This is a genomic window from Acuticoccus kandeliae, assembly GCF_003073115.1.
Genome location: NZ_QBBV01000004.1, coordinates 788,598 through 805,338 on the forward strand (window position 1 = coordinate 788,598; position 16,741 = coordinate 805,338).

Sequence of the window (16,741 nt, forward strand, 5' to 3'; positions counted from 1 at the left end):
ACGCAACGTATGCAGCGTTGAAGCTGGCTTTTCCTTCGCGAGGCCGCGCAGCCGCGCGTCCGCGGATGCACCGAGGTGCAGATGGCGTTCGACCACGCAAAAACGGCGACCTACCGTCTGGCGCAGGCGGCGAAGGCGCAGCGCACCAGATCGGGAGCACATCTGTCCGCTCTCGGCCTCCACCCGGGCCAGGAGGTCGTGCTGAAGGCGCTCGCGCGCACCGACGGCATGACGATGAGCGAGCTTGCCGCCGAGCTCGGCGTCCAGCCGCCGACGGTGACGAAGATGGTCACCCGCCTCGCCGCCTACGGCTTCCTGGTGCGGCAGACGTCCGACACGGACGGTCGCCTCGCGCGCGTGTTCCTCACCGACCCCGGCCGCGCGCTGATCGCGGACATCGACAAGACCTGGAAGCGCCTCGAGAAGGAAGCGCTCTCCGGGTTCGACGACAAGGACCGCAAGAGGCTTCGCCGCCTGTTGCGGAAAATGGAAAAAAACCTCCTCGCGGCGAACGGCTCCGGCTCGAACGGCAAGAACAGCCAGATCGATGATGACGACGACGACGCCGAGGATGCGACCGCTTAAGTGCCCTTTTTAGCCCCTGCCAATACGGAAGCCGGCGCCGCCATTCGCGGCATTCTCCTGATGACCTTCGCGGCGGGGATGTTCTCCTGCCTCGACACGACCGCGAAATATCTGGGCCGGACGATGGATTCGGCGGAGATCGCGTGGCTTCGCTACGCCGCCCACGTCATCCTCCTCGCGCTGTTCTTCCGCGTCTGGCGCAATTTCCGCCCGTTCCGCACGAAGCACCCCTTCATGCACATTCTGCGGGGCCTCTGCCTCCTCGGGGCGACCTTCTTCAATTTCTGGGCGCTGCGCTATCTCCAGCTTGCCGAGGCGACGGCGATCATGTTCGCCGGCCCCCTCGTGGTGACGGCGCTGGCGGGCCCCCTCCTCGGCGAGCAGGTCGGCATCCGGCGCTGGATCGCGGTCGGGATCGGCTTCATCGGCGTCCTCATCGTGACGCGCCCCGGCACCGGGGCGATGCACTGGGCGGCCGGCCTCTCCGGCCTCGCGATGCTGTGCTACTCGAGCTACTCGCTCCTCACCCGCCGGATGCACCGGACCGAGACGCAGGAGAGCCTCATGATGCTCTCGGCGATCGTCGGCGTCGTCCTCCTAGCGCCCTATTCGGGCGAGGCGGTGACGAGCCTCAGCGGGTGGTCCTGGGTGCTCGCGCTCCTGATGGGCGTCTTCGGCGCGACGGGGCACGGCGCGCTGGTGATGGCGCATCGCGTCGCTTCCGCCTCGATGCTCGCCCCGTTCATCTACACGCAGATGGTCTGGATGATCATGTTCGGCTACGTGATCTTCGGCGACACGCCCGACAAGTGGACCGTGGTCGGCACGATGGTGATCGCCGGGGCGGGCCTCTACATCCTCCACCGCGAGCGCGTGCGCGGCCAGACCGTCGTGCGCGACCCGGCCGTCCAATAACGCCGCGCCGCGCGGGCCTCGCGGTCCCGCGCGAGAAGGATTCCACGCCGCCCCAAAGCGCGCTAAGAGGCGCGGCAAGGAGGACACCCCATATGTTGCACACCGTCAGCGGTTTCGACCGGATCGGCGAAGAGAATGCCTTCGCCGTCCTCGCCCGCGCCAACAAGCTCGCCGAAGAGGGGCGGGACGTCATCAATCTCGGCATCGGCCAGCCCGATTTCCCGACGCCGGAGCACATCGTCGAAGCGGCCGTGAAGGCGCTGCGCGACGGCCATCATGGCTACACCCCCGCGACCGGCATCACGCCGCTGCGCGAGGCGATCGCGAACGACATCCAGATGCGCACCGGGGTCGCGACGGATGCGGGCAATGTCCTCGTCGTGCCGGGCGGCAAGGTGACGATGTACCTCGCCATCATCATGTTCGGCGAGCCGGGCGCGGAGATCATCTATCCGGACCCCGGCTTCCCGATCTACCGCTCGATGATCGAGTTCACGGGCGCCAAGCCCGTCCCGCTTCCGATCCGCGAGGAGAACGGCTTCGCCTTCTCGCCGCAGGACGTCGAGGCGCTGATCACCGACAAGACGCGGCTCGTCATCATCAACTCGCCGGCGAACCCGACCGGCGGCGTGACCCCGCCGGAGGACGTGAAGGCGCTCGCGCGCATCCTCGCCGCGCGGCCGGATATCGCGGTGATGTCGGACGAGATCTATGGCCGCATGACCTATGACGGCCTGCCCCACCTCTCGCTCGGCTCCTTCCCGGAGCTGCGCGACCAGCTCATTCTCCTCGACGGCTTCTCGAAGACGTACGCGATGACGGGTTGGCGCCTCGGCTACTCGCTGTGGCCTAAGCCGCTCTACGACAAGGCGCGCAAGCTCGCGGTGAACGCCTGGTCGTGCGTGAACGCGCCGGCCCAGTATGCGGGCATCGCCGCCCTCACCGGCCCGCAGGACGCGTCCGAGGCGATGGTCGCGGCGTTCGACGACCGCCGCAAGGCGGTGGTCGAGGCGCTGAACGCGCTGCCGGGCGTCACCTGCGCGACTCCGAAGGGCGCCTTCTACGCCTTCCCGAACATCAAGGGGACGGGCTGGAAAGCGAAGGCGCTCGCCGACACGCTCCTGCAGGAGACCGGCGTCGCCCTCATCGGCGGGCCCGATTTCGGCACGCTCGGCGAAGGCTATGTCCGCGTCTCCTATGCGGCCGCGAAGGACCGCATCCTGGAGGCGATGGACCGCATCGACGGCTTCCTGCGCAAGAGCGCCGCGGCCTGATCAGGCGAGCGGACGGACACCGACGATCATGTAATTGACGTCGGTGTCCTTCGAGACAGCCCACTCGTCCTTGAGCGGGTTGTAGGCGACGCCGATGACGTCGCGAGGGAGGAGGCCGTTCGCGTCGAACGCCTTCTCCAGCTCCTCGGGGCGGACGAATTTGGAAAATTCGTGCGTCCCGCGCGGCAGCCAGCGCAGCACATATTCCGCCCCCACGATCGCGAGCGCGAAGGATTTCGGGGTGCGGTTCAGCGTCGCGAAGATCGTGATCCCGCCCGGCCGCACCATCGACGCGCACGCGGCGACGAAGGCGGCGACATCGCTCACATGCTCCACGATCTCCATCGCGAGGACGACGTCGAAGCTCTCCCCCGCCTCCGCGAGCGCCTCTGCGGTGGTGTCGCGATAGTCGACCGGGACGCCCATCTTCTCGGCGTGGCGGCGGGCGACGGCGATGTTCATGGGCGCGGCGTCGGCGCCGACGACATCGGCCCCCATGCGCGCGAGCGGCTCGCTGAGGAGGCCGCCCCCGCACCCGATATCGAGGATGCGCAGGCCCGCGAGCGGCGCTTCGCCCCGCGCATCACGGTCGAAATGGCGGCTGAGGGTCTGTCGCAGGAAGGTGAGCCGCACCGGATTGAACTTGTGCAGCGGCTTCATCTTGCCGTTCGGATCCCACCATCCGGCGGCGAGACGGTCGAATTTCTCGACTTCGGCGGCATCGACGGTGGTTGTCATGTGAGACCTTGGTTGTTCGGACGCGGTTCACCTGCTAGCTAGCGGGCCCGGACCGCTCCGCAAAGTTTGATCTGCATTCCATGTCCCGCATTGTGATGAAATTCGGCGGCACTTCCGTCGCCGACCTCGACCGCATCCGCAACGTCGCCGCCCACGTGGCGCGCGAGGTCAATGCCGGTCACGAGGTTGCCGTGGTCGTCTCGGCGATGGCGGGCGAGACCAACCGTCTCGTCGCGCTGTGTCGAGAGGCCGCGCCCCTTCACGACGCGCGCGAATACGACGCCGTCGTCTCCTCCGGCGAGAACGTGACCTCCGGTCTCCTCGCCATCGTGCTCCAGACCATGGGGATCGAAGCGCGATCCTGGCAAGGCTGGCAGATTCCGATGCGCACCAACGACGCGCACGGGGCCGCCCGCATTGCCGACATCGACGCGACCGACCTCATCGACCGCTTCAAACGCGGCCAGGTCGCGGTGATCGCCGGCTTCCAGGGCCTGTCGTCGATGAAACGGATCACGACGCTCGGGCGTGGCGGCTCCGACACCACCGCGGTCGCCCTCGCGGCGGCGCTCCACGCCGACCGCTGCGACATCTATACTGACGTCGACGGCGTCTACACGACCGATCCGCGGATCGTGAAGTCGGCCCGTCGCCTGTCGCGCATCTCGCATGAGGAGATGCTGGAAATGGCCTCACTCGGCGCGAAGGTGCTGCACGTGCGCTCGGTGGAGCTCGCGATGCTCTACGACGTGCCGCTCAAGGTCTGCTCCAGCTTCGCCGATCCCGCCGTCACACCGCCCGGCACGCTGATCACCGGGGAGAATATCGACATGGAAGCCGAAACAGTCACATCCATCGCCTACTCGCGCGACGAAGCCCAGGTGACGCTGCGTGACGTCCCGGACGCGCCGGGCGTCGCCCACCGCGTGTTCGGGCCGCTCGCCGAGGCGAACATCAACGTCGACATGATCGTCCAGAACATCTCCGACGACGGGTCGACGACCGACATCACCTTCACCGTCCCCCAGGCCGACTTCGACCGCGCCATGGCGACGCTCGAAGAGCAGCGGGACAAGATCCGCTTCGCCAAGCTCCTTGGCGACACGGACGTCGTGAAGGTGTCGGTGATCGGCGTCGGCATGCGCTCGCACGCCGGCGTTGCGGCGACGGCCTTCAAGGCGCTGGGTGAACGCTCGATCAACATTCGGGCAATCACCACCTCGGAAATCAAGATCTCCGTGCTGATCGACGCGGCCTATTCCGAGCTTGCGGTCCGGACGTTGCATTCGGTCTATGGCCTGGACAAGGTGACGCGCTAAAATCGCCTCCGGGCAACCCGGCGGCGATTCGACGACAGCCGCGCGCATCCGAGTTGATTTTTGGGTGCATCGCGCGGCGTGTTATGGTTGAAGAGCCGTGATCGACCCCAGGTTGCAGGAGGAACGATGCGGGACACGCTCGCTGGACCGAGACAGCTCATCAAGCAACTGCACGCGGTCATGGCCGCGCCTCTGGAAGCACAGGCGCGCCTCGACCGGATCGTCCGCATCATCGCGGACAACATGGTTGCGGAAGTCTCCTCGCTCTACGTTCTGCGCGAGGATGGCGTCCTTGAGCTCTACGCCACCCACGGCCTCAACCCGTCCGCGGTTCACCGGACGGGGCTGAGGGTCGGGCAAGGTCTCGTCGGCCGCGTCGCGAAGACCGCGCAGCCTCTCAACATCATCAACCCCCGCTCCCACCCCGGCTTCGCCTACCTGCCGGAGACGGGGGAGGACGAGTACAACACCTTCCTCGGCGTGCCCGTCCTGCGGGCCGGGCGTATGCTCGGCGTCCTCACCGTGCAGAACCGCGCCCCGCGCCGGTACGACAACGAAGAGGTCGAGGCGCTGCAGACGACGGCGATGGTGATCGCCGAGATCGCCGGCACCGGCGACCTCGAGCAGATCCCGCAGCCGACCGCCGCGCTCGACATCAAGCGCCAGCTCCATGTGAGCGGCGTCTCGCTCGTCGAGGGGATCGGCCTCGGCCGCGTCGTCCTGCACGAGCCGCGCGTCGTCGTCACCCAGCTCCTCAACGACGATGCGGAGCACGAGCTCAACCGCCTGGAGACCGCGCTCGACAAGATCCGCGGCAACCTCGTCGCCCACCTCTCGCGCGACGAGGTGAAGGGCGACGGTGCGCCGCGCGACGTGCTCGAAGCCTTCCTGATGATCGCGCAGGACCGCGGCTGGGCGCGCAAGATGTCTGACGTCGTGCGCTCCGGCCTCACCGCCGAGGCCGCGGTCGAGCGCGTCCAGTCCGACAATCGCGCCCGGCTCCTGCGCTCGACCGACCGCCTCGTGCGCGAGCGGCTCCACGATCTCGACGATCTCGCGAACCGGCTCCTGCGCGAATTGATGGGCCGCTCGCCGACCTCGCTCGCCCAGATCACCGGTGACGCGATCATCGTCGCGCGCTCGATGGGCGCGGCCGAGCTCCTCGATTATGAGCGCGCGCGTGTGCGCGGCCTCGTCATGGAGGAAGGCACCCCCGCCTCGCACGTGACGCTGATCGCCCGCGCGCTCGGCATCCCGACGATCGGCCAGGCTTCCGGCGTCACCTCGCTGGTGGAATCGGGCGAGGCGATTATCGTCGACGCGGAAGGGGGCGATGTTCACATCCGCCCCTCCTCCGATGTCGAGAATGTCTTCGCCGAGAAGGTGCGCTTCCGGGCGCGCAAGCAGGCCCAGTATCGCCGCCTGAAGCAGCTCCCCGCCGTCACGCGCGACGGGCAGGACGTGACGCTGTCGATGAACGCCGGCATGCTCGCCGACATGCCGCACCTGAAGGAGAGCGGGGCGGCGGGCGTCGGCCTCTTCCGGACCGAGGTGCTGTTCATGGTGGCGCCCTCGCTGCCGCGCATCCAGGCGCAGGAGCAGCTCTACCGCAAGATCTATGAGGGGGCCGAGGGGCTCCCCGTCGTCTTCCGCTCGCTCGATATCGGCGGCGACAAGATCCTCCCCTATCTGCGCCGGGTGGAGGAGGAGAACCCCGCCATGGGCTGGCGCGCCGTGCGCCTCGGGCTCGACCGGCCGGGCCTCCTGCGCACCCAGATCCGCGCCCTCCTTCTCGCCTCGGGAGGGGCGGAGCTGCGGCTGATGTTCCCGATGGTGACCACCGTCGCTGAGTTCAACGCCGCCCGCGCCATGTTCGACCGCGAGCGCCGCTTCCTCCACACGCACGGCTACACGCTGCCGAAATCGACCAAGCTCGGCGTGATGCTGGAGACGCCCTCCCTCCTCTTCGAGCTGGAAGAGCTCCTGGCGGTGACCGATTTCGTCTCGGTCGGGACGAACGATCTCTTCCAGTTCGCGATGGCGGCGGACCGGTCGAACATGCGCGTCGCGGGCCGTTTCGACACGATGAGCCAGTCCTTCGTGCGGATGCTGAAGCGGATCGCGGATGCGTGCCGCGAGGCGAACGTGCCCGTCACGGTTTGCGGCGATTATGCGAGCCGGCCGCTGGAGGCGCTCTGCCTTCTCGGCCTCGGCTACACGCACCTGTCGATGCCGCCGGCCGCCATCGGTCCGGTGAAGGCTGCCATTCGTGCAACAGACCTGGGACGATTGCGCGCGCGCCTCTGGCCGAGGCTTGAACCGGGACGTGGAAACGACGATCTTCGTCATCTTCTTTCGCGCTTTGCGGACGCGAACGACATCCCAGTCTAGGAACGAGAATGGTGTTGCGTCAGCGGCTCGACGAGGTGGTCGACCGCTTCAACATTCTGGAACAGCGCATGGCCGCCGGCCCCCAGGCCGACGAGTACGTGGAGCTTTCGCGCGAGTATGCCGAGCTTGAACCGCTCGTGCGCTCGGTCGCGGCCCTGCGCGAGGCGGAGAAGGAGCTCGCCGGGATCGACGAGCTGATGCGCGCCGACGACGAGCTCGCCGAGATCGCCGAGGCCGAGCGCCCCGCCATCGTGAAGACGATCGACCGCCTCGCCGACGAGATCCGCGTCGCCCTCCTCCCGAAGGACGAGGCCGACACCAAGAGCGCGATCCTCGAGGTGCGCGCGGGCACGGGCGGCCAGGAGGCGGCCCTCTTCGCCGGCGACCTCTTCCGCATGTACGAGCGCTACGCCTCCGAGCACGGCTGGAAGGTCGAGACCATGAGCGTCTCCGAAGGGGACGCGGGCGGCTTCAAGGAAATCATCGCCGCCGTGCGCGGGCAGAACGTGTTCGCGCGGCTGAAATACGAGTCCGGCGTCCACCGCGTGCAGCGGGTCCCGGCGACGGAGTCGGGCGGGCGCATCCACACCTCGGCCGCGACCGTCGCCGTGCTGCCGGAGGCCGAGGAGGTCGACGTGCAGATCCCCGCCTCCGACATCCGCATCGACACGATGCGCGCGTCGGGCGCGGGCGGCCAGCACGTCAACACGACCGACTCGGCCGTGCGCATCACCCACCTGCCGACGGGCATCGTCGTCACCTCCTCCGAGAAGTCGCAGCACCAGAACCGTGCGCGGGCGATGGAGGTGCTGCGCGCCCGCCTCTACGACATGATGCGCCAGGAAGCCGACGACGCCCGCGCCGCCGACCGCAAGGGCCAGGTCGGCTCGGGCGACCGCTCGGAGCGGATCCGGACCTACAATTTCCCGCAAGGGCGCGTCACCGACCACCGCATCAACCTCACCCTCTACAAGCTGGGCGAGGTTCTCGACGGCACGGCGCTCGACGAGGTCGTCGATGCGCTCGCGACCGATCACCAATCCCGCTTGCTGGCCGAGGCCGATGGTTGACACCGATCCCCTTGGCCTCACCGGCGACGACATCGACCTGTCGAGCCTTTATAACGGGGTCAAGCGCGCCTTCCGCGAAGCCGGCCTCGCGACCCCCGACCTCGACGCCCGCCTCCTCGTGACCGAGACGCTGGGCGTCTCGACCGCCCAGCTCATCGCCAACCCGCGGATGCGCGTCGCCCCGGACCTTGCCGACGCGCTGAAGGCGCGGGTGCGCGAGCGCCTGTCGGGCCGCTCGATCGGCCGCATTCTCGGCCGCCGCGCCTTCTGGTCGCTGGATCTGAGGGTCAGCCCCAGCACGCTCGAGCCGCGGCCGGAGACGGAAACTGTCGTCGAGCTTGCGCTGGCTTTGCTTCAGCCGGTTGAAACCACGGCCCTCATCGCCGATCTAGGAGTAGGAACGGGCGCCATCCTGCTCGCCGTGCTGAGCGAACGGCTCAACGCATTCGGCGTCGGGGTCGACATCTCGGAGGATGCGCTGCGCGAAGCAGAGCGCAACGCCGAGCGGAACAATCTCGCGGATCGCGCCCGGTTCGTCGTCGCCAATTTCGGCGCGGCGCTGGCGCCGCAATTCGATGTGGTGGTGTCGAATCCGCCTTATATCGCAACGTCGGTGATCGAGACGCTCGATCCAATCGTGCGAGACAACGACCCCCGGCTTGCACTTGATGGCGGGGAAGACGGTCTTGATGCTTACCGTGTAGTATTTTCGCAGGCTAACCAGATGCTGAAGCCCGGCGGAACTTTGATCGTCGAGATCGACCCCAATGCTAGCGGCGAGGTCATCCGCGAGGCGGCCGAGCACGGCTTGTCGGCGGTGACGCTGGCGACTGATCTGAACGGCGACACGCGCGCCGTCGCGCTAAGGCGGATGAATGCTTGATGGGTCGGTCTTGGAAAAGACGTGACCACGATGTAATTAAGTCTTGGAAAGACGGGTTGGAACGGCTAACGTCCGCCTGTCGGCCGATGGGCCCCGGCAGATTCGCCGATGGAGCCCCATTGAGTGCCTGCCCCTCGAAAGGGGCACTGTTATCACTGACGCCATGAGGGCGACGATCGGGTCTGACGTGTGACGTACCCGCGGCTGGGTATTGCCGGCCGTCGTGTTCTTGGTGGGTGTGGTGCGCTGCTCGGCGGCGCTCCAAGGCGAACTGTGTGGGATGGAGATCGGCGCGTGTCGATCGGATTGGCCAATGGAAGGTCAACAAGCTTCCTTTGCCAGACATTCTGCAGGTTTGACGTATTGTCCCGGACGAGAAAAATGAACTGATGAGACCAAACAATCCGAACAAGCGTCTGCGCGGCCGCAATCGGAGCAAGAATAGCAATCCGCTTGCTCGGTCTTACGAGTCGAACGGCCCGGATGTTAAGATCCGTGGCAGCGCGCTCCAAATCGCAGACAAGTATTCCCAGCTTGCACGGGACGCGCAGTCGTCCGGCGATCGTGTGATGGCTGAAAATTATTTTCAGCACGCCGAGCACTACTACCGCATCGTCGCGCAGGCTTACGAGCAGTCGAACAGCCAGCAGCCACGCGAGCGCCGTGAAGACGGTGGCCGCAACGGCCGGTATGACGACCGCTTCGGCGGCGAGCAGCCTTCGATCAACGGCTTCGACGGGCTCGACGACGAGGACGAGGGCGTGCGCCGCACGATCCGCGCCAATGGCGACGATCGTGATGATGACGGCGACAGCGACGGCGACAATGATGGCGACGACGAGATCGCGGTCCACACCCATCACAACGGAAGCAACGGCAACGCCGCGAAGGCCGAGCCCGAAGCCGAAGTCGAGATGAACGGGTCCGACGAGGGCGGCCACGCCGAAGCGAACGCCGACGCGCCCAGCGAGGACGAGGCGAAGCCGAAGCGCCGCACCCGCGCCCCGCGCGCCCGCACCCGCACCCGCCGCACCGAGAGCGCCGATCAGGCCCCCGCCGGCGAACCCGCCGAACAGGCGAGCTGACGCCGGACGACGGCGCGACGGACGGCCCCGCGCAACGCGCCGCCGGTCGTCCGCGCACCGTCTCCCGGTGAGGGCAAAGGCGCACGCGCGTTGAGGCGAAGGCCTGGCGCGCCGGGCCTTTTGACGGGCCTGCGCGCCCATTCGGCATGCGTGCCGACAAATCGTGCAAATGATTGCGTGGCGGTTTGGTTTGGACCTTTTCTCCGCCCCACGCGTGCTTATCTCATGGATGGCGCCGGCCTTCTGGCGGCGCCCGTGGCGGCTCTTGCGCCACGTCACCCCATGCCGCTCTTCGAGCCTTCGCTGTTGAGCCGGCCTACGGAGGTTCCATGGATATTGAGAAATTCTCCGACCGCACGCGTGGATTCATCCAGTCCGCCCAGACCAATGCGATCGGTGCTGGCAACCAGCAATTCACACCCGAGCACCTGCTCAAGGTGCTGCTCGACGATTCCGAGGGTCTCGCCGCAGGTCTTCTGACCGCCTCCGGCGCGCGCCCGAAGGAGGCGCTTGCCGCCGTCGAGCGCGTCCTCGCACGCCTGCCCAAGGTCGGCGGATCGGGCGCCGGTCAGCTCCACCTCACACCCGCCACGGTGAAGGTGTTGCAGCAGGCCGAGCAGCTCGCGAAGAAGGCCGGCGACAGCTTCGTCACCGTCGAGCGCCTTCTCCTCGCGCTCGTGACCGAGCCCTCGTCCGAATCCTTCAAGATCCTGAAAGAGGCCGGGGCCACCCCCCAGGCGCTCGAGGACGCGATCGCCAAGCTGCGCAAGGGCCGCACCGCCGACACGGCCTCGGCCGAGGGGCAGTACGAGGCGCTGAAGAAGTACACCCGCGACCTCACCGAGGATGCGCGCGAGGGCAAGCTCGACCCGGTCATCGGCCGCGACGAGGAGATCCGCCGCACCATCCAGGTTCTGTCCCGCCGCACCAAGAACAACCCGATCCTCATCGGCGAGCCCGGCGTCGGCAAGACCGCCATCGCCGAGGGCCTCGCGCTGCGCATCGTCAATGGCGACGTGCCCGAGAGCCTTAAGGACCGCACGCTCCTCTCGCTCGACATGGGCGCCCTCATCGCGGGCGCGAAATATCGCGGCGAGTTCGAGGAGCGGCTGAAATCCGTCCTCAACGAGATCAAGTCGACCGGGAACGTCATCCTCTTCATCGACGAGGTGCACACCCTCGTCGGCGCGGGGAAGGCGGACGGGGCGATGGACGCCTCGAACCTCCTGAAGCCGGCGCTCGCGCGCGGCGAGCTCCACTGCGTCGGCGCGACCACGCTCGACGAGTACCGCAAATATGTCGAGAAGGACGCCGCGCTCGCCCGCCGCTTCCAGCCCGTCTTCGTGGACGAGCCCACCGTGGAGGACACGGTGTCGATCCTGCGCGGGTTGAAGGAGAAGTACGAGCTGCACCACGGCGTGCGGATCACCGACAGCGCGATCGTCGCGGCGGCGAACCTGTCGAACCGCTACATCGCCGACCGCTTCCTGCCGGACAAGGCGATCGACCTCGTGGACGAGGCCGCCTCGCGTCTGCGCATGCAGGTCGACTCCAAGCCGGAGGAGCTCGACGAGCTCGACCGCCGCATCGTCCAGCTCAAGATCGAGCGCGAGGCGCTGCGCAAGGAGGACGATGCCGCCTCGCGCGACCGTCTCGGCAAGCTGGAGCGCGAGCTGACAGACCTCGAGGAGCGCTCCGCCGCCCTCACGCAGCGCTGGCGCGCCGAGAAGGACAAGCTCGCCGGGGCGCAGGACGTGAAGGCGAAGCTCGACCAGGCCCGCATCGAACTCGCGAACGCGCAGCGCCAGGGCGACCTCGCCCGCGCCGGTGAGCTCGCCTATGGCGTGATCCCGGAGCTGGAGCGGCGCATCAAGGAGGTCGAGGAAGGCGGGTCCGACAACGCCGGCAGCATGGTCGAGGAGGCCGTGACGTCCAACCACGTGGCGCAGGTCGTGTCGCGCTGGACGGGCATCCCGGTCGACAAGATGATGGAGGGCGAGCGCGAGAAGCTCCTGCGCATGGAGGAGGAGCTCGAGAAGCGCGTCATAGGCCAGCCCGAGGCGGTGCATGCCGTCTCGTCCGCCGTCCGCCGCGCGCGCGCCGGGCTCCAGGACCCGAACCGGCCGATCGGCTCGTTCATGTTCCTCGGCCCCACGGGCGTCGGCAAGACCGAGCTCACGAAGGCGCTCGCCTCGTTCCTGTTCGACGACGACACGGCGATGGTCCGCATCGACATGTCGGAGTACATGGAGAAGCACGCCGTCAGCCGTCTGATCGGCGCCCCTCCGGGCTATGTCGGCTACGAGGAAGGCGGCGCGCTGACGGAGGCCGTGCGGCGGCGTCCCTACCAGGTCGTCCTCTTCGACGAGATCGAGAAGGCGCACCCGGACGTCTTCAACGTGCTCCTGCAGGTGCTCGATGACGGGCGGTTGACCGACGGCCAGGGCCGCACGGTCGACTTCCGCAACACCATCATCGTGATGACCTCGAATGTCGGCGCGGAGTTCCTCGCCGCGCAGGGCGAGGGCGACGAAGTGGAGGCCGTCCGGCCGCAGGTGATGGAGCTCGTCCGGGCGACGTTCCGGCCCGAGTTCCTGAACCGGCTCGACGAGATCGTCCTCTTCTCGCGCCTGAAGCGGGCCCAGATGGCCGCGATCGTCGACATCCAGATGGCGCGGGTGCGCCAGCTGCTCGCCGACCGCAAGATCACGCTGGAGCTCACCGAGGGCGCCCGCGAGTGGCTCGCCGAGCGCGGCTACGACCCGGTCTACGGCGCGCGCCCCCTGAAGCGCGTGATCCAGAAGGAGGTCCAGGACCCGCTGGCCGAGAAGATCCTCGGTGGCGAGATCATGGACGGCGACACGGTCCGCGCGTCGCCCACCACCGAGCGGCTCGTCTTCGAGACCATCCGCTCGGTCGCAGCCGCGGCCTGACGGTGGCGGCCACGCGCCGCCATCCCCCACGATCAGCCAGACAGGAGGCCGCCATTTGCGCGGCCTTTTGTTTTGCCGTTAACGTCGAAGGCCCTTCTGATTCGCCAAAGGCTCAACCATGTCGGTCTCCTTCAAAAGCCTCGAACACGCAGGCTGGATGGCGAAAGCGGAGCACTATGATTCCCACTTCGCGGACATCACCGCGCAGGCGGCGGTGCCGATCCTCGCGGCCGCCGGGGACCTCGCCGGCAAGTCCGTGCTCGACGTGTGTTGCGGCACCGGCGACCTCGCGATTGCACTGACCGAGGCGGGCGCCGACGTCACCGCCGTCGATTTCGTGCTCCCGATGGCCGCGATGGCGCGCGACAAGGCCTCCGACGCGCACATCGCCGTCGGCGACGGCGAGGCCCTGCCCTTCGCCGCCTCGAAATTCGATGTCGTGACCTGCTCGTTCGGCCTCTGGCACATGCCGACGCCGGAGCTGGCGCTCGCCGAGGCGCGCCGCGTCCTGAAGCCCGGCGGCCTCTACCTCTACACCGCCTGGGGTCCGCCCGAGGCGGGCTTCGACATCATGGAGCTCGTAAACGCGGCCATCAAGACGCACGGGACGATGGATGTCGGCCTGCCGCCCTCGCCGCCCCCCTTCCAATTCTCGCAGCGCCCGAGCGCGGTGCCCATGCTGGAGGCGGCCGGCTTCCGCGAGATCTCGCTGACCAAGCAGATGGCCTCCAAGTCGCATCGCTCCGGCGAGGAGGTGCTCGCGGTCCTCAACCGCGCGCTCGTGCGCGCGCCGATGCTGATCGACCGCCAGGCCGCCTCGGTGCGCCGCCTCGTGGTGGAGCACATCCGCATGAGCGCGGAGGCGCGGCGGACGGACGGGGTGATCCGCCTCCAATGGCCCTATGTGCTGGGGGTCGCGACCGCCGCCTGAACCGCGCCGTTCGGAACGAAAAAAGCGCCGGGTCCAAGCCCGGCGCTTTTTTTGTCGGTGGTCCAGTGGGGTGGCGGCGCCGTCAGCGGCGGGCCATCTCCATCCGCTGCGCGCCGATCAGCGCGTCGATGCGGTCGCGCTCGGAGCGGAAGGCCACGAGCTGCTCGCCCGTCAGCTCGCGCCCGCGGCGCAGGCGGATCTTGAGCGGGTTCACCGGACGGCCGTTGACGTGAACCTCGAAGTGGAGGTGCGGGCCGGTGGAGAAGCCGGTCGAGCCGACATAGCCGATGATCTGGCCCTGCTTCACGCGCATGCCCGGCTTGATGCCCTTCTCGATGCGCGACTGGTGCGCGTAGCCCGTCTCGTAGCCGTTCTTGTGGCGGATCGCGACCCAGCGGCCATAGCCCGCCTTCCAGCCCGCCTGCGTGACGACGCCGTCGCCCGCCGCATAGATGCGCGTCCCGCGCGGGGCGGCATAGTCGACGCCCTTGTGGAGGCGCTGGCGGTGGAGGATCGGGTGGCGGCGCATGCCGAAGCCGGAGCGGTAGACGCCCCGCTCCATCGGCTTGCGCAGGAGGAACTTGTCGCCCGTGCGCCCGTCCTCGTCATAATAGTCGACGGTGCCGTCGGGCGACTTGAAGCGATAGAAGCGCCGCTCGACCCCGCTCGCCGTCAACGCGGCATAGAGGATCTCGGCCGGCGTCCCCGCCTCGTTCTTCGCCGAGTAGAGCGCGGTGAGCTGGTCGCCCGCGCGCACCCGCGAATTGTAGTCGACATCGTTGCCGAAGGTCGCGAGGAGCACGTCGCGCACCCGGTCCGGAAGGCCGTTGTCGGTGGCGGTCTGGTAGAGGCTCTTATAGACGGTCGGCAGGCGGTCGTCGGACGAGGCGGGCTGCACCTCGTCCACCACCGGCGGCGCCCCCGGAGGCGCCTCGCCGAGGACGAACTTGCCGTCGTCGGTGAGGGCGACCGTCGCGACGTGGCTTTCCTTGGTGTAGATCGAGAAGCGGATCGGGCGGCGCTGCGCCTCCTCGTCCGTCTCGTCGAGCTCGAAGGCCATGCGCAGGATCTGACCGGGACGCAGCGTCTCGACGCCGATGCGCGAGAGCACGGCGTCGATCGCGGCGGTGTCGTCGCTGCCGATGCCGCTGCCGTGCAGGATCTTCGACAGCGTGTCGCCCGGCTGGACGACCTCGACGAGGTCGGAACTCGCCTCCTCGACGTCCTCCTCCGCCTCCGACGTCTTCATCAGCTCCGAGACATTCTCCGGCACGACGATGACGTTCGGCGGGGTCAGCGATGTTTCCACGAACGCATCCACATCGACGCGCGAGGCGACGGAGGGCTCGCCATACTGCTCCTCGCGAAGCTGGCGCTCGACCTCGTCCTCCTCGAGATCGAGGCTGCGGTCGATCGGGACATTGCCGTCGAGCGGCAGGGCCGACACGCTGACGGTGATCTCGCCATCGACCGCGCGGTCATAGATCGCGTCGGTCACGCTCTCGGCGGCCGCCTCGGCCGGACGCTCGAGCTCGCGCGGGTTGAAGGCCGGAATATCGCCGAGCTTGCCGCTGTCGAGCACGAGGCTCGCGCTGACGAGCTGGTAGGGGCGCTTGGCGATGAGGTTCTTGTCGCCCTGGCGCACGACCGTGCTGACCTCGATGATCCGGCTCGAGGCGACCGGGCTGAAGGCGGGGAGGACGCGGTCGCCCTTCTGCGCCTTCTGCGCCCGCTGGGGCACGATATTGTCGAAGGTGGCCGCCTCGGCCTTCACCACATAACGTCCGTCGAGCGCGGCGAAGAGCGCGCCCCCCATGAGGGCGACCGAAGTCACCGCCGTGACGGCGACGCCGAAGAGCCAGCGCACGCTGACGCCACGCCGCGTGTATCGCGAGGGGTCGGTGTCCCCCATCGCGATCGGCGGCTCGGTTCCGAGTTCGATCGACTTCTGTTTGCGGTGTTGATCCCAAGCAAGCACGCACACTCTCCCTGCCTGTTACGGTCCCACTTCTATCCCGCTTTGCCGGGATGGCCAATGCTGCGAGGCGCCGCGCCCCCAGCACAGGCCGAAACCCTCGCGTGGCCTGGCCATTTCCCGTCTTCCGCGTCGGACGCACCGCACGGACGCTGGCGAGGAGAGGGAGGCCCGCACGGCCCCGATCCGCGTGTGCCCTCGACACGACCCGTCCTTGGGACCGATCCCCGCTGACCGGGAGCTCTCGGATAGAAGGGGGCTCTGGGATAAAAGAGGAAACGTGCGCGCACGCGCGCGCACGCGTAGCAGCCGCGCCAGGCCGGATTTCGGTCCGCCCTCCCCTCTCCCTGTCAGGCGGCGGAACTATTTTCAGGCCGAAGCGATTTTTTTTGGGAGACCGCCGCGGAGACGGCCCGCCGAAGACCCACTCTCCGCCATGTGGAAGAGTCGCTTTTCCCAGAGGTTCCGGGGCGTTCTGCCCTGGAGCGACGCCCCCGGCAAACTTTCTTCAAGGTCCGTGTTGACACCGGTGGGGCGGCTGCGTATATCCCCAACCACCGACGGGGCGCGACGCCAACCGGCGCCGCCCTGGAAGGCTTCAGGGACAGATTGGCCAGATGGCCCGAGAGATCGGGGCAAGGG

At 68.0% G+C, this 16,741-nt stretch carries 12 protein-coding genes; 10 read left to right on the forward strand and 2 right to left on the reverse strand.

Annotated features, from left to right (window positions below; translation table 11 throughout):
• Nucleotides 1-81 precede the first annotated feature (81 nt).
• The 3 genes from DBV35_RS26760 to DBV35_RS26770 all read left to right on the forward strand — a co-directional run bounded on the left by DBV35_RS26760 (nt 82) and on the right by DBV35_RS26770 (nt 2,774).
• Nucleotides 82-585, forward strand: a complete 504-nt coding sequence (locus tag DBV35_RS26760) for a MarR family winged helix-turn-helix transcriptional regulator (protein WP_108663422.1) — start codon at nt 82-84, stop codon at nt 583-585.
• Nucleotides 586-1,500 carry a DMT family transporter gene (locus DBV35_RS26765; protein ID WP_281262248.1) on the forward strand — a complete coding sequence of 305 codons (915 nt, stop codon included), beginning with the start codon at nt 586-588 and terminating at the stop codon, nt 1,498-1,500.
• 92 nt (nt 1,501-1,592) lie between these two features.
• Nucleotides 1,593-2,774: a pyridoxal phosphate-dependent aminotransferase gene (locus DBV35_RS26770; RefSeq protein WP_108663424.1), complete on the forward strand. Its 1,182-nt coding sequence runs from the start codon at nt 1,593-1,595 to the stop codon at nt 2,772-2,774.
• Here the strand turns inward: DBV35_RS26770 and ubiG are convergent, their stop codons facing one another.
• Nucleotides 2,775-3,512, reverse strand: coding sequence for a bifunctional 2-polyprenyl-6-hydroxyphenol methylase/3-demethylubiquinol 3-O-methyltransferase UbiG (ubiG, locus tag DBV35_RS26775; protein ID WP_108663425.1), 738 nt, complete (start codon nt 3,510-3,512; stop codon nt 2,775-2,777).
• Between the two features lie 80 nt (nt 3,513-3,592).
• Here ubiG and DBV35_RS26780 point away from each other — a divergent pair, with 80 nt between their 5' ends.
• The 7 genes from DBV35_RS26780 (at nt 3,593) to DBV35_RS26810 (ending at nt 14,124) form a co-directional block, all read left to right on the forward strand.
• A complete protein-coding gene (locus DBV35_RS26780) occupies nt 3,593-4,831 on the forward strand; it encodes an aspartate kinase (RefSeq protein ID WP_108663426.1) in 1,239 nt (412 codons plus the stop codon).
• A gap of 126 nt (nt 4,832-4,957) precedes the next feature.
• On the forward strand, nt 4,958-7,222 hold the full coding sequence (gene ptsP / locus DBV35_RS26785) for a phosphoenolpyruvate--protein phosphotransferase (RefSeq protein ID WP_108663427.1): 2,265 nt from the start codon (nt 4,958-4,960) through the stop codon (nt 7,220-7,222).
• 8 nt (nt 7,223-7,230) lie between these two features.
• Nucleotides 7,231-8,292, forward strand: coding sequence for a peptide chain release factor 1 (gene prfA, locus DBV35_RS26790; protein ID WP_108663428.1), 1,062 nt, complete (start codon nt 7,231-7,233; stop codon nt 8,290-8,292).
• Complete coding sequence (gene prmC, locus DBV35_RS26795) at nt 8,285-9,175, forward strand: peptide chain release factor N(5)-glutamine methyltransferase (RefSeq protein ID WP_157962002.1); 891 nt, start codon at nt 8,285-8,287, stop codon at nt 9,173-9,175. Before prfA ends, prmC begins: the two co-directional genes overlap by 8 nt.
• 389 nt (nt 9,176-9,564) lie before the next feature.
• Nucleotides 9,565-10,260, forward strand: a complete 696-nt coding sequence (locus DBV35_RS30920; protein WP_108663430.1) for a DUF4167 domain-containing protein — start codon at nt 9,565-9,567, stop codon at nt 10,258-10,260.
• 329 nt (nt 10,261-10,589) lie between these two features.
• A complete protein-coding gene (gene clpB, locus DBV35_RS26805; RefSeq protein ID WP_108663431.1) occupies nt 10,590-13,193 on the forward strand; it encodes an ATP-dependent chaperone ClpB in 2,604 nt (867 codons plus the stop codon).
• Between the two features lie 157 nt (nt 13,194-13,350).
• Nucleotides 13,351-14,124 carry a class I SAM-dependent methyltransferase gene (locus DBV35_RS26810; RefSeq protein WP_157962003.1) on the forward strand — a complete coding sequence of 258 codons (774 nt, stop codon included), beginning with the start codon at nt 13,351-13,353 and terminating at the stop codon, nt 14,122-14,124.
• An 82-nt stretch (nt 14,125-14,206) separates the two neighbouring features.
• On the opposite strand, the gene DBV35_RS26815 is transcribed toward DBV35_RS26810, so the two are convergent.
• Nucleotides 14,207-16,102 carry a M23 family metallopeptidase gene (locus tag DBV35_RS26815; protein ID WP_157962004.1) on the reverse strand — a complete coding sequence of 632 codons (1,896 nt, stop codon included), beginning with the start codon at nt 16,100-16,102 and terminating at the stop codon, nt 14,207-14,209.
• Nucleotides 16,103-16,741: the final 639 nt, after the last annotated feature.